Source organism: Aquitalea sp. ASV11 (assembly GCF_016429185.1).
GTDB classification, from domain to species: Bacteria; Pseudomonadota; Gammaproteobacteria; order Burkholderiales; family Chromobacteriaceae; genus Aquitalea; species Aquitalea pelogenes.
On sequence record NZ_JAELUD010000001.1, the window covers coordinates 88,839 to 102,615 of the forward strand.

Genomic DNA, 13,777 nt, shown 5'->3' on the forward strand with positions numbered 1-13,777 from the left:
ATTGCTCTGGCGGGGCTTTTCATATTGGCAGCAAAAGCGGCCGGAACGGCTTAGTGCAATACCAGCAAGGTAAACGGCGGCAGATAGGCCATCGCTGTTACCACTAGGCCAACCAGGCAGGCCAGTGCCAGCGAGTGGAAGAACACATAGCGCAGGATCACACCTTCCTTGCCGTAATACTGGGTTGCAGTCGAAGCCACCACGATGGACTGGGCGTCGATCATCTTGCCCATTACCCCACCGGCGGAGTTGGCCGCAGTCATCAGCACCGGCGACAGGCCCAGCTGAGTAGCGGATGCCTTTTGCAGGCCACCGAACAGCACGTTGGCGGCGGTGTCGGAACCAGTCAGTGCCACACCCAGCCAGCCCAGCAGGGTGCCGAAGAAGGGGTAGAGCACGCCAGTGTGCGAGAACGCCAGGCCCAGGGTGATGTCCACGCCGGAGTAGCGGGTCAGGTAGCCCAGTGCCAGCATGGCCACGATGGTGATCAGCGAGTAGCGCAGCGACCAGAAGGTCTGACCGTATACCTTGATCAGCTCACTCGGGCGATAGCCCATGATCAGGCCGGACAGGATGCCAGCCACCAGAATGCCGGTACCGGTGGTGGACAGCAGGTTCAGCTTGTAGATGGCTGCTTCGACATGCGGCTTGGCCACAACCGGCGGCATCTTCTGTACCAGGTTGTGCAGGCCGGGCCACTGGATTTCCATGGTGAAAATGGAGTCCAGCAGTTTTTTCACGCTTGGCGAGCCCCAGGCGAATACCAGCACCGACAGGATCAGCCACGGCAGCCAGGCACGGATCACATCTCCAGTGGAGTAACCATGCTTGGGTTGCAGGGCGGTCTTGCCAGCGGCTTCGGCAGCAGCACCGGCCATGGTGCCGGCGGTGGAGGTGTATACCTCTTGCGGGTGCCATACCTTCAGGAAGAGAACCAGCGCGGCAATCGAGCACACCGAGGCAATCACGGCAACCAGTTCCGGCCCCATGGTGTTGGACACGATCAGCTGCGGAATGGCGAAGGACAAGCCGGCCACCAGGGCGGCAGGCCAGATGCGCAGGGTATTCTTCCAGCCGCAGAAGGCAATCAGCAGCCAGAACGGCACGATGACGGCGAAGATGGTCATCTGGCGACCCACCATGGAGGAAATCAGCATCACATCGATGCCGGTCACCTTGGCCAGGGTGGTAATCGGTGTGCCCAGTGCACCGTAGGCGACCGGCGCAGTGTTGGCGATCAGCGACAGGCCGGATGCGGCCAGCGGCGAGAAGCCCAGGCCAATCAGCATGGCACCGGTAACGGCTACCGGAGTGCCAAAGCCGCCAGCGCCTTCAAAGAAAGCACCAAAGCAGAAGGCAATCAGCAGCAGTTGCAGGCGACGGTCTTGCGTGACGCCGGTAATGCTTTCACGCAGGATGGCAAACTGTCCTTTGCGTTCGGTCAGCTGGTACAGGAAGATCACGTTCAGGATGATCCAGCCAATCGGCAGCAAGCCGTTGGCCGCACCCATCAGGGTGGCGCTGGCAGCCATGCCGGCGGGCATGCCGAAAATGCCGATGGCGACAACGAGCGAAGTGATCAAACCCATCACAGCTGCAATGTGAGCCTTGATATGAAAAATGCCGAGCGCGCCCAGCAGCACGATGACCGGCAGCGCTGCGCACAGCGTAGACAGCCACGGGTTGCCCAGTGGGTCGTAAACGTGGGACCACATGATGGTTCTCTCCAATGATTGTTGGCGTTGATCGGGCGCAGCCATCGCGGCTGTGCCCCATTCGAGCGTTCCGCCTGTTTTTGTACTGGTGGCGGATGGCGCAACTGTAGTGATCAAGCATCAAATCGTCATTTAGGGCTTGCCCTTGCGGGTTTACCCTGTGTCTGACGATGGGGAGAGAGGGCGAGCGAGAGGGTCAGGCGGCCGTCAGCGGGGCGCTGCTTTCGCCATCCAGAGCGGATAACTGTCGGTGGTCAGCGGTTTGGTCGCGCAAGCGGAAGAAGGCCACCCGTTGCTGCAAGGCCTCGGCATGCTGCAGCATTTCCCGGGATAGTGTGGCCATGTTCAGCGATTCTTCAGCATTTTGCACTGATGAATAGCTTAATTGGTTCAAGGACTGTGAAATCTGGCTGATGCCCAGGTTCTGTTCCTGACTGCTGCTGTTGATGTGTTCCACCAGGCGACGGGTCTGGCTGATGATGTCTTCCAGCGTACCCATGGCACTACCGGCATGTTCGGCCCGGCTCATGGTTTGTTGCGACAGTTGCTGGATTTCCTGCGCCACGTCCTTGCTGCGCTGGGCCAGTTTGCGAACCTCCTGTGCCACCACGGCAAAGCCCTTGCCGTGTTCTCCGGCGCGGGCGGCTTCGATAGTGGCATTCAAGGCCAGCAAGTCCGTCTGGTAAACAATGTCGTCGATCTGCTCTATGCACTGGATGATATGGTGCAGGGCCTGCACCGTGTTTTCTACCAGCAAGCGGCCTTCACGGCTTGCATCTACCGCTGCAATGGCTTGTTGTTCGGTTTGCTGGGCGCTATGCATGGTGGCATCCAGCGTGGAAGAAAACTGCTGCAAGGTAGTGGCAATTTCTTCCAGATGGGCGGCCTGGCTACTGGTTTGGTCCCCGACATGGCTGGCAGCATGTTCTACTTGTCCGGACAAGGTGCGCATGTCGGTGGCTGTCTGCCGTATGCCGTGCATGACCGTGCTCAAGCGGCTGATCATGCTGTCCAGTACACCACTCATGCTGTGGGGGCTGACTTGTTGCAGATGGCCTTGCCACTGGCCTTCTGCCAGTTGGCCGATATGCTGGCGGGTCTGGGCCGGTTCCGCACCCAACAGTGCAATCAGACGGCGATAGCTCCAGCGCAACAACACGGCCACGACCAAAACGGTAGCGAGCAAGGCCAGTGACAATAGCAGCCAGTTTTGCTGATTACTGCTGGCAGCTTCATCTTCCAGTCGCTGCTGGTATTGCTGGGCCTGAATCACGGCCTTGTCGATAGCCTGGCGGTGTTGCGCATACACCTGCTGCATATGGGCAAAAACAATGCTTACCTGGCGGTCCTGTTTTTTTTGCAGGGCCGGAAGCAACTGCTGATTCAGCAATATGAAAAACTCACGTCCATATTCCTGAGCCTGGCCTGTCAGAGACTCGCGTAATGCAACAGGCAGATCCTGTTGCTGCCAGTACTGGTAATGCTGATTGAATGACTGTTCGCTGCGCTGTAACTGCCCCAGCAGATGTGCTTGCTGCTCAATGGATGCCAGCCTGAGCTGATGGACCAGAAGGTTGGCCTCGATGATGTAGGCCGGCGGTGGCAGGATATCGGCCACCAGATCCTTGGCCTGGATGATGCGGTGGTACTGCGGGCCACCGATGGTGATTTGCCTGATGAGTACTGCCGCTCCCAGTGCTACGGCGGCAAGCAAGCTGGCCAGCACCAGCGTGAGCCAGACAAAACGCTGGCGCACCGAGAAAAAACGGTGATGGTTCTGCATTGATGTGATTCCCCAAAACCCGCACATGCGCGCCCAGACCCTGCCTGTTGGCGGGCCATGTATGCTGTGCTGCTGTTGTCAGGCATGTCAGGCATGCCATGTTGTCCGTGGGCTGAGACTACAGTGGCAATGTCAGCGAGCCCACTTATCAGGAATAGCACATTCTTGCCAGAGCGAAGGTATTACATGCTGACCGAAAGGATAGCTCCTAACGGTAGTAGGGATGGGATTGTATGGAGAGCCTTCCGTGTGCCCCGCGGCGATTTTGCTGGAAAGGCTCCCATTGCTGGGACTAGTCGTGGTGGTGGCCTGCTGTCAGTGCATGAGCCTGCAGACCATTTTCATCCAGTCGCAGATAGCCGCCATGATTGCCGTACCAGTCAGTCAGCACCCAGCGCTGACTGGTCTTGTTGTCTTGCTGATAGCAGTGGCAGGCCGGGCGGTGGGTGTGGCCGTGGATGAGAACCGGCCAGTCATACTGGTCGAGTAATGCCAGAACGGCCTGTTCGGTGACATCGGTAATGGCGCTCAGGCCTTGCTGCTGTTTGGCTGCTTCACTTTGCATGCGTGCCTGGGCTGCGATGGCGTGGCGTTCGGCCAAGGGCCGCGCCAGCATGGCGGCTTGCCAGGCCGGGTTGCGGCTTACTGCACGGAATTGCTGATAGGCGGTGTCATCGGTACACAGCGCATCGCCATGACTCAATAGATAGCGCTGGCCATAGGCCTCCAGCAGATGGGGGTCTTCCAGCAACATGGCCCCGCTGCGCTGGCAAAAGCCCTCGCCCAGCAGGAAGTCGCGGTTGCCTCGCATCACATAAAGTGGCGTATGGCGGGAGAACTGCTGCATGGCAGCCAGCATGTCCTGCAAGAATGCAGAATCATCGTCATCACCAACCCAGTATTCGAACAAATCACCCAGAATGAACAGGCTGTCGATCTGTCCCTGCCATGCTTGCAAGGTACTCACGAACAACTGGCATAGTGCGGGGCTGTCTTCGCTCAGGTGCAGGTCGGAAATGAAGTGATGGCTCATGATGTTTCAGTAAGGGCAACAATTGTCAGAATGCCAAAGCAAAGCCAGCTCACCCGGGGGCAGCTGGCTTGCTGACAGGGCCGCTAGTGGCCCTGGACGGGATCAGATGATCTCGGCCTTTTCCACCACTACGGCTTCAACCGGCACGTCCTGGTGACCACCGCTACGACCGGTACGCACGGTCTTGATGCGATCAACCACTTCCTTGCCTTCCACAACCTGGCCAAATACGGCATAGCCCCAGCCTTGGGTGGTTTCGGACTTGAAGTCGAGGAAGTCATTGTCGGACACGTTGATGAAGAACTGGGCCGATGCGGAGTGCGGGTCCATGGTGCGGGCCATGGCTACGGTGTAGGTCTTGTTGGAAACACCGTTGTTGGCTTCGTTCTTGATCGGATCGCGGGTGTCTTTTTGCTTCATGTCGGCATCAAAACCACCGCCCTGAATCATGAAACCGTTGATTACGCGGTGAAAGATGGTGCCGTCGTAGTGGCCGCTCTTTACGTATTCTTCAAAATTGGCGGCAGTGACCGGGGCTTTGTCGTGGAACAGTTCCAGAACGATATCGCCGAAATTGGTGCTCAGTTTGATCATGTGGATTCCTTTATTGTCTGAAGCGTACGCTTGATGCGGTGTGCTGAAGGCCAGCCTGTGGCTGGCCGGTGAAGGCGGGTCAGGGTTTGACCACAACCTTCTGGATCACGATGGGCTCGAAGGGCACGTCATCCATGCCTTTCATGCTGCCGGTGTGGGTTTTGGCAATGCGGTTGACCACGTCCATGCCCTTGCTGACCTTGCCGAATACAGCATAGCCGATGCCTTGCGGGCTGGGGTTCTTGTAGTCAAGGAATTCATTGTTGGCCACATTGATGAAAAACTGTGCCGTTGCCGAATTGGGGTCGGCAGTGCGGGCCATGGCGATGGTGCCAATGCTGTTTTTCAGGCCGTTGGCGGCTTCATTGGGGATGGGCGCGTTGGTTTTCTTCTGTTCCAGCTTGCCGTCAAAACCACCACCCTGAATCATGAAACCATCGATGACGCGGTGAAATACCGTACCGTTGTAAAAACCGGCCTTGGCATAGCTGACAAAATTGGCCACGGTCTTGGGCGCTTTGGCCGAATCCAGGGTAATTTCAATCACGCCTTTGTTGGTGGTCATTTCCACCACCGGCGCGGCGTGTGCCAACAGGGGCAGGGCACACAGGGCAAGGCTTGCGAGCAGTTTTTTCATGGATGTAAGGAGTGCTGTCGGCGGAAACAAAGCCGAATTCTAGCACAGCAGCCGCATCGCGGATGCGGCGGCTTGGGTCGCTTGCTTCAGACGTCAAAACGCAGCGACTTGTCCTCATCTGCATTGTGCATGTGCTTGGGGGCACCTACGATCAGCGGGTCGGCGGCATGGGCCACACGCGGGTCCTTGTTGGGGTAGTCCAGGCTGGCCAGGAAATGGCGGATACAGTTCAGCCGTGCCCGCTTCTTGTCGTCCGATTTCACCACCACCCAGGGCGCATCGCCGGTATTGGTGTGGAAGAACATGGCTTGCTTGGCCGCGGTGTAGTCGTCCCATTTGTCCAGCGACTGAATGTCGATGGGCGAGAGTTTCCAGTGCTTGAGCGGGTCATCCCGGCGCGAGATGAAACGACGCAGCTGTTCTTCACGGCTGACCGAGAACCAGAACTTGAACAGATGGATGCCGCTGTTGACCAGCATGCGCTCCAGCTGTGGCGTCTGGCGCATGAATTCCAGATATTCGTCCGGATTGCAGAAGCCCATCACCCGTTCCACGCCCGCGCGGTTATACCAGGAGCGGTCGAAGAACACGATTTCGCCGGAAGACGGCAGATGTTCGATATAACGCTGGAAATACCATTGGCCGCGTTCGCGTTCGGACGGTTTCTCCAGCGCCACCACACGGGCACCACGCGGGTTCAGGTGTTCCATATAGCGCTTGATGGTGCCGCCCTTGCCGGCAGCGTCGCGGCCCTCAAACAGGATGACGATTTTCTGCCCGGTTTCCTTCACCCAGTTCTGTACTTTCAACAGCTCGATCTGCAGTTCCAGCTTGATCTTTTCGTACTCGGCCCGGCGCATGCGGGTGCGGTAGGGAAAACTGGCAGGAAGTTCGGCAGTGCTGCTGTCTTCGCTGCTGCCGTGCGGGGCTTCGGCCACCTGCAGCGCAACCGGCTGCTGGCTGACGGTTTCGATGGCTTTCACCGACTCCTGATGCACGCGCTTGACGTTGCTCTGGCGGCTGCTGGTGCTGCGCGCAGGCTTGCGGCTGGCTGCAGGGGTGGTGTTGGTGGTGCTGGTATTTTCCGCGACAGCTGTGGTGTCGGCGGGCGTGCTGATGGCGGGATCGTTATTTTTGTCTTGCGTCATGGTTTTCCCTCATGCTGAAGTGGTCTTGAAACCATGCTACGCCTGTTGAATTGGGGTGTCGATATGCCTCTGCCATGATGGTTATCCCGCAGCCGGGATACCTGGCTCGCTTGCGCCTGGCGTAGTTGGCGTCGATGATGACAGTACAAACATGCAGGCGCAGCACTGTTTGCTGCCGCTTGCCATCAACGAAAGTCGCACCATGTTCAGTCCGGGATTCCACCCTCGTATTGTCGATACCCTCAAAAGCTATAACCGCCAGTTGCTGCGCGATGACATCATGGCCGGCATTACCGTCGGCATTGTCGCCTTGCCCTTGGCCATGGCCTTTGCCATGGCCAGTGGGGTGACACCACAGGCTGGCATATTCACTGCCGTGATTGCCGGTTTTCTGGCAGCGGTGCTGGGGGGGAGCCGTTTGTCGGTCACCGGGCCTACCGGGGCCTTCATCGTCATTATCTACGGCATTGTGGCCAAGTATGGGGTGGCCAACCTGCTGATCTGCACCTTCATGTCCGGCGTGATGCTGGTGTTGATGGGCATTTTCCGGCTGGGGCAGGTGATCCGCTTTTTTCCCTTGCCACTGATTACCGGCTTTACCAACGGTATCGCCGTGCTGATTTTCCTGACCCAACTGAAAGATTTTTTCGGCTTGCCGGTGGAAAAGATGCCAGCCGGCTTCTTTGCCGTGATGCAGGTATTGCGTGAGCAACTGGGCAATTTTCATTGGCCGACCTTGCTGCTGTCTGCGCTCAGCTTGCTGCTTATCCTGCTATGGCCAAAGAGACTCAACCGCCTGTTGCCCGCGCCTTTTGTGGCGCTGATTCTGGCGACGCTGGCCACGGCCTTGTTCAGCCTGCCGGTAGCCACGCTGGGTAGCAAGTTCGGTGGCATTCCGCAAGGCTTGCCCAGCTTTGGCGGGCTGGACCTGGACCTGACCCATCTGTCCGACCTGCTGGCACCGGCCTTTACCATTGCCCTGCTGGGAGCCATCGAGTCACTGCTGTGTGCGGTGGTGGCGGACAGCATGACATCTGACAAGCACGACTCCAATCAGGAGCTGATCGGTCAGGGCATCGCCAATATGGTGGCGCCGTTTTTTGGCGGCATTCCGGCGACCGGAGCGGTAGCACGCACTGCCACCAATATCAGCAACGGTGGTCGCAGCCCGGTGGCTGCCATGGTGCATGCGGTGTTGCTGATGTTGATTTTGCTGGTGGCAGCCCCGCTGGCGGCGAGCATTCCCCTGGCGGTGCTGGCTGCCATCCTGATTTCGGTGGCGCTGAAAATGGGGGACTGGGATATCCGCAAGGCTTTCCAGTTTCCCAAACGCGATACCGCAGTATTGATTGTCACCTTTGTACTGACCGTGGTGTTTGACCTGACGGTGGCAGTACAGATCGGCCTGCTGATGGCAGCGGTGTTCTTCATCCGCAGCATGGCCAGCCATACCTCGGTCAACCGCTTGTTGCCGGAATATGCGCAGTTGTTCGAGCGCCATACCATTGCCGGCAAGCATGTGCCGGATGGCTGCGCAGCTTTCCGGGTGGAGGGGGCACTGTTTTTCGGCGCGGCGGACAGTGTGGAAATCATTCACCAGCAGGCCGAGCAGGCGCGCGTCATCATCTTGCAGTTGCACCGGCTGGTGATGCTGGATACCACCGGTTTGCTGGCGCTGGACAGTCTGAACGACAAGCTGCGCGTGCAGGGGAAGACGCTGATTCTGTGTGGTGCGACCGATGAGGTGCTGGACATGCTCAAGGGCTCGCGCCTGGTGGATGATCTGGGTGCGGACAATCTGCAGCCGGACCTGGCAGCCGCCTTGCAGCGTGCCGAACAGTTGCTGACCAGCGGGGTGGTGTGGGGCTAGAGCTGGCCTTCCTCGCGCAATACCTGCTGCAAGGCTTCAAAACAGCGTGGATCGATGGCCACGTGCAGGTTCTGCTGCATGATTTCCAGCGTTTTGGCCACCGGCGTGGCCGGGTGGTATGGCCGCTCGGCATTGATGGCGTCAAAGATGTCGGCGGTGGTGATGATGCGGGTTTCCAGGGTGATGGCGTCGCCTGACAGACCGCGCGGATAGCCCTTGCCATCCAGTCGTTCATGGTGGGCGGCGGAAACATCGGCCAGCTCGGCAAACACCTGCATGCGGCCAAGGATGGCGTGGGTGTAGCTGGCGTGCTTTTGCACGGCGGCCCATTCCTCGGCATCCAGCTTGCCGGGTTTGTCCAGAATGCGGTTGCTCACCCCCAGTTTGCCTACGTCGTGTAGCAGGGCACCGCGTTTTAGCCAGCGGCGGCGCGCATCATCCAGGCCCAGGGTGGCGGCAATACGGTCGGCATAATGGCCTACCCTCTGGCTGTGACCGGCGGTGAAGGGGCTTTTGGAGTCGACCACCTGGCCGAAGCCTTCGGCAATTTCATCCAGATAATCTTCGTCCACTTCCACCTGATGCTGCGCCGGTTCCAGTGCCAGCACTGCCTGATCCACCGCCGTGGATTCCAGCACCTGCCAGAAGGCTTCGTCACTGGCCACGCTGGCAAAGCAGGCCACCAGCTTTGGGTCGAACCAGTTGCCGGCACGTTGCTGCACCTCGGCCAGCGCACCGTCACGACCACTGGTGATGTGAAACACATCCACCACTTGCGCCAGCAGGGCAATGCGGGCATTGAGCGGAATGGCCTCACCCTGCAAACCCAGCGGACGGCCGGAGCCATCCCAGTGCTCGTCCAGCGACTGGATGCCGCGCGCGACGTTTTCATTGAAGCGCAGCTGACGGGCGATATCCGCACCACGGTAGCAGCGGGTCTGGATCAGCTCATTGGCGATTTCCTTGCCATTGCGCACAATGCTGATAATGGATGCCAGCCGTTCCGCCCAGCCGGCATGGCGTCCGGCATGGCTCAAGACAAAACCCAGTTTGTCCTGCAAGCTGCTGCCTACCAGCTTGAAGTCTTGCTTGAACTGGCGATCATCAGCCAGATACAGTTCGCTGATACGGGCGGCATTGCTGCTGCAGCCCAGGTCTTTCAGCAAGATGGCGTAGTACAGTTCCCACAGTGACTGGCTGTCCAGCCCGATGGCACGGCCAATGTGCATGCCTATCCAGCAGCTGCGTACGCAATGGCCTTCAGGTTGTCCCTCGGTGATATCCAGTGCATAGCTGAGCGAACCCAGCAATTCCGCCAGCTTGAGCGAAGCCCCCATGGTGCATGTCCTGTTTGAATCCGGTTGGCTGCTACTTTAGCTGCCAATCAGGGAGTCTGCCCAATAAAAACGGCATCGCCAGGCGATGCCGTTTTTATTGCCGATGATGATGGATCAGCGTTTGTGCTTGCTGCGGTTGGTGCCAGTGGCCTGGCTTGCCGGTTTGCTGCCCGGTTTTGCTCCCGGCCGGCCGGTGGCTTGAGGGCGTCCACCAAAGGATTTGCCTTGCGCTGCCGTGGCCTTGCCCTGACCCGGACGCGGCTGGCCGGGCTTGCCATTGCCCTGACGTGCCGCCGGTGCGCCCAGACGGTGACGCACCGCAGCGGATTTGTCACCCGGCGGGGTAGGCGGAATCAGGCAGTGCTTGCTGTGGCCGATGAGGTCGCTGCGGCCCATATTGATCAGCGCATCGTGAATGATCTGCCAGTTGTCCGAGTGGTGATAGCGGAGGAAGGCCTTGTGCAGCTTGCGGCGATAACCATCGCGCACCACATCCACTTTTTCCGAACTGCGCGACAGGCGCTTGAGCGGATTGCGCCGGGTATGCCACATGGTGGTGGCCATGGCCATCGGCGTCGGCGTAAAGGTTTGCACCTGATCCAGACGGAAGTTGTTCTTCTTCAGCCACAGCGCCAGATTCATCATGTCCTCATCGCTGGTGCCGGGGTGGGCGGCGATGAAGTAGGGGATCAGGTACTGTTCCTTGCCCGCCTGGCGGCTGAAGCGTTCGAACAGCTCCTTGAACTTGTCGTAAGCGCCCATGCCCGGCTTCATCATCTTGGACAGCGGGCCGTCTTCGGTGTGTTCCGGGGCAATTTTCAGGTAGCCCCCCACGTGGTGCTGCACCAGTTCCTTGATGTATTCGGGCGAGCGCACCGCCAGGTCGTAACGCAGGCCGGACTGGATGTTGATCTTCTTCACGCCCGGCAAGGCACGCGCCTTGCGGTACAGCTGGATCAAATGACTGTGGTCGGTATTCAGGTTCTCGCAGATGTCCGGGAACACACAGGACAGCTTGCGACAGGAGCGCTCGATGTTGGGGTCCTTGCACGACAGGCGGTACATATTGGCTGTCGGGCCGCCCAGGTCGGAAATATGACCGGTGAAGCCCGGCGTCTTGTCGCGGATTTCCTCGATCTCGTGCAGGATGGATTCTTCCGAACGGCTCTGGATGATGCGGCCCTCGTGCTCGGTGATGGAGCAGAAGGTGCAGCCGCCAAAACAGCCACGCATGATGTTGACCGAATACTTGATCATTTCCCACGCCGGAATGTGCGCATTGCCATAGGACGGATGCGGATTGCGGGCGTAGGGCAGGCCGTAGACGAAGTCCATTTCCTCGGTAGTCAGCGGAATGGGCGGCGGGTTCAGCCATACATCGCGGCTGCCGTGCAACTGCACCAGGGCACGGGCATTGCCGGGGTTGGATTCCAGATGCAGGGTGCGGCTGGCATGGGCATACAGCACCGGGTCGTGCGCCACGGCTTCGTAGGCCGGAATGCGGATGACGGTTTTGGCACGTTCGGCGCGGCGTTTGGCCAGGCGTTCTTCGCGCGATTCGATGCGGATCACTTGCGGGGCGGTCGGGTCGCTGTCCTTGGTGGCTTCGGCGGCTTGCTCCGGAATCTCCTGATACGGATTCAGGTGCGGATCCACCTTGCCGGGGGTGTCCACCACGCTGGAATCCATCTCCTGCCATTCCTCATCCGGACGCCAGCCTTGCTGCACCACAAAGGCGGTGCCGCGTACGTCGCGGATTTCACTGAGTTTTTCACCCTTGGCAGCACGATGGGCGATTTCCACCAGGGCGCGCTCGGCATTGCCATACAGCAGAATGTCGGCCTTGGAGGTAATCAGTACCGACTGGCGCACCTTGTCACTCCAGTAGTCGAAGTGGGCGATGCGGCGCAGGCTGGCCTCAATGGAACCAATCATAACCCCCACGCCGGGGTAAGCCTCGCGGCAGCGCTGCGCATACACGGTAACGGCGCGGTCCGGGCGCTTGTTCGGTTCGGCATTGGGGGTGTAGGCATCATCCGAGCGCGGGCGACGGTCCGCCGTGTAACGGTTGATCATCGAGTCCATATTGCCGGCGGTGACGCCAAAAAACAGGTTCGGCTTGCCCAGCGCGCGGAAGGGCTCGGCCGACTGCCAGTCCGGCTGCGCGATGATGCCGACGCGGAAGCCCTGGGCTTCCAGCAAACGGCCCACCAGCGCCATGCCGAAGCTGGGATGGTCGATATAGCAGTCGCCGGAAATCAGGATGATGTCACAGGAATCCCAGCCCAGCTGGTCCATTTCGGCGCGGCTCATCGGCAGGAAAGGGGCTGTGCCGAAGCGGCTGGCCCAGTACTTGCGGTAAGAGGTAATCGGTTTGGCGGCGGCTGGCTGTGTCGTCATGCTGAATGAAAGCGGCTGGTGGCGCAGGTGGATAAGCAACCGGGCATTATGCCGTACTTTTGGATTTTTATCAGCATAAATTGTTGTTTTTAATGGCGAATTGCCATGATGGGAGTAGGGGTGGGGTGCAATATTTTCCGTTGAAATCAGTTGTTTGGCGGTTTTGCCGCCCTGCAAGCGCAGCCGGAGTGTGACCTTGGCCGCAGTTTGGCGTACGCTTGCGGATTGTCTTGGTTTGTCATGCTGATGTGTTGTATTGCTTCACATCAGCCACATACAGCACAGGAAACATTGCGCATGAGCAGTCAGATCATCCATCTGGACGGAAAGTCATTTACATCCCAGGTATCCGCGCTGGAAAGCGGCAAGGTACTGTTTCTGCCGCAGCTGGACTTTGCCATCCAGCCTGCCGAACTGGCCTTGCTGAACCCGGCCATTGCCGACCCTAAACGCAAGAACATCAGCCTGGAGCCGCAAGATGGTGGCAAGTTGCATGGCGTGGCCGACCCGGCCAACGAAGCCGCAGTGCGCGCCTTGATTGCCCGCTATCGCGACAGCGCCTTTGCCCTGGTCGACCAGTTGCTGCCGGAATACCGTGGCAAGCTGCGCGCCGCACCCACCAGCCTGCGCCTGATGCGGGTGGAAAATCGCCAGACTTCCTGGCGCAAGGACGACAGCCGCCTGCACGTGGATGCCTTCCCCTCGCGCCCCACCTATGGTGAGCGCATCTTGCGCGTGTTCTACAATGCCAACCCGAACGGCGAGCCACGCGTGTGGCGGGTGGGCGAGCCGTTTGCCGACATGGCGCGGCGCATGCTGCCGCGCATTCCACGGCAATGGCCGGGTTCGGCCGCACTGATGGCGGCGCTGAAAATCACCAAGCGCAAACGCAGCGCTTACGACCACCTGATGCTGCATCTGCACGATGCCATGAAGGCGGACATGGACTACCAGCGCAGCTGCCCGCAGGAAACCATGCCGTTTCCGCCCGGCTGTGGCTGGGTGTGTTTCTCCGACCATGCCTCGCATGCGGTGATGTCCGGCCAGTTCATGCTGGAGCAGACGTTCTGGCTGGCCGCGCAGGACATGGCCAACCCGGCACGCTCGCCACTGGCCGAATTGCAGGCCATCACCGGGCGCAAGCTGCTGTAAACCAAGCGGGTGGATGGCCGGGCAAAGTACCGGCCAGCCAGTATTTCCCCGGCAAAACCGGCCATGCCGGGACTGCCTCTCCCCAGCAAGGGCAAATCGGTTACAATC

General features: G+C 59.4%; 10 protein-coding genes. 2 read left to right on the forward strand and 8 right to left on the reverse strand.

Features of this window, described 5'->3' with window-relative positions:
* Positions 1-50: 50 nt before the first annotated feature.
* The 6 genes from JHD62_RS00410 to ppk2 form a co-directional block, all read right to left on the reverse strand.
* Positions 51-1,715, reverse strand: coding sequence for an L-lactate permease (locus tag JHD62_RS00410; protein ID WP_082086460.1), 1,665 nt, complete (start codon positions 1,713-1,715; stop codon positions 51-53).
* Between the two features lie 196 nt (positions 1,716-1,911).
* On the reverse strand, positions 1,912-3,498 hold the full coding sequence (locus tag JHD62_RS00415; RefSeq protein ID WP_199101315.1) for a methyl-accepting chemotaxis protein: 1,587 nt from the start codon (positions 3,496-3,498) through the stop codon (positions 1,912-1,914).
* A 292-nt stretch (positions 3,499-3,790) separates the two neighbouring features.
* Positions 3,791-4,531, reverse strand: a complete 741-nt coding sequence (locus JHD62_RS00420; protein ID WP_199101316.1) for a UDP-2,3-diacylglucosamine diphosphatase — start codon at positions 4,529-4,531, stop codon at positions 3,791-3,793.
* A 102-nt stretch (positions 4,532-4,633) separates the two neighbouring features.
* On the reverse strand, positions 4,634-5,125 hold the full coding sequence (locus tag JHD62_RS00425) for a peptidylprolyl isomerase (protein WP_045847100.1): 492 nt from the start codon (positions 5,123-5,125) through the stop codon (positions 4,634-4,636).
* Between the two features lie 79 nt (positions 5,126-5,204).
* A complete protein-coding gene (locus tag JHD62_RS00430) occupies positions 5,205-5,762 on the reverse strand; it encodes a peptidylprolyl isomerase (RefSeq protein ID WP_045847101.1) in 558 nt (185 codons plus the stop codon).
* Between the two features lie 86 nt (positions 5,763-5,848).
* Positions 5,849-6,706 carry a polyphosphate kinase 2 gene (gene ppk2 / locus JHD62_RS00435; RefSeq protein WP_199101405.1) on the reverse strand — a complete coding sequence of 286 codons (858 nt, stop codon included), beginning with the start codon at positions 6,704-6,706 and terminating at the stop codon, positions 5,849-5,851.
* A 406-nt stretch (positions 6,707-7,112) separates the two neighbouring features.
* Here ppk2 and JHD62_RS00440 point away from each other — a divergent pair, with 406 nt between their 5' ends.
* Entirely contained in the window at positions 7,113-8,780 is a 1,668-nt protein-coding gene (locus JHD62_RS00440; protein ID WP_199101317.1) for a SulP family inorganic anion transporter, read from the forward strand.
* On the opposite strand, the gene JHD62_RS00445 is transcribed toward JHD62_RS00440, so the two are convergent.
* Positions 8,777-10,117 (reverse strand): HD-GYP domain-containing protein, encoded by a 1,341-nt coding sequence (locus JHD62_RS00445; RefSeq protein WP_199101318.1) that lies wholly within the window; start codon positions 10,115-10,117, stop codon positions 8,777-8,779. The genes JHD62_RS00440 and JHD62_RS00445 overlap by 4 nt on opposite strands.
* 114 nt (positions 10,118-10,231) lie before the next feature.
* Positions 10,232-12,517, reverse strand: coding sequence for a YgiQ family radical SAM protein (locus JHD62_RS00450; protein WP_233160464.1), 2,286 nt, complete (start codon positions 12,515-12,517; stop codon positions 10,232-10,234).
* A 297-nt stretch (positions 12,518-12,814) separates the two neighbouring features.
* On the opposite strand from JHD62_RS00450, the gene JHD62_RS00455 reads away from it, so the two are divergent.
* Positions 12,815-13,669 (forward strand): Kdo hydroxylase family protein, encoded by an 855-nt coding sequence (locus tag JHD62_RS00455; protein ID WP_199101319.1) that lies wholly within the window; start codon positions 12,815-12,817, stop codon positions 13,667-13,669.
* Positions 13,670-13,777 lie beyond the last annotated feature (108 nt).

Coding starts and splice junctions, on each gene's coding strand:
- JHD62_RS00430 (WP_045847101.1), bottom strand. CDS start 5,762: ATGAAAAAACTGCTCGCAAGCCTTGCCCTGTGTGCCCTGCCCCTGTTG.
- JHD62_RS00455 (WP_199101319.1), top strand. CDS start 12,815: ATGAGCAGTCAGATCATCCATCTGGACGGAAAGTCATTTACATCCCAG.
- JHD62_RS00425 (WP_045847100.1), bottom strand. CDS start 5,125: ATGATCAAACTGAGCACCAATTTCGGCGATATCGTTCTGGAACTGTTC.
- JHD62_RS00445 (WP_199101318.1), bottom strand. CDS start 10,117: ATGGGGGCTTCGCTCAAGCTGGCGGAATTGCTGGGTTCGCTCAGCTAT.
- JHD62_RS00450 (WP_233160464.1), bottom strand. CDS start 12,517: ATGACGACACAGCCAGCCGCCGCCAAACCGATTACCTCTTACCGCAAG.
- JHD62_RS00410 (WP_082086460.1), bottom strand. CDS start 1,715: ATGTGGTCCCACGTTTACGACCCACTGGGCAACCCGTGGCTGTCTACG.
- JHD62_RS00440 (WP_199101317.1), top strand. CDS start 7,113: ATGTTCAGTCCGGGATTCCACCCTCGTATTGTCGATACCCTCAAAAGC.
- JHD62_RS00415 (WP_199101315.1), bottom strand. CDS start 3,498: ATGCAGAACCATCACCGTTTTTTCTCGGTGCGCCAGCGTTTTGTCTGG.
- JHD62_RS00420 (WP_199101316.1), bottom strand. CDS start 4,531: ATGAGCCATCACTTCATTTCCGACCTGCACCTGAGCGAAGACAGCCCC.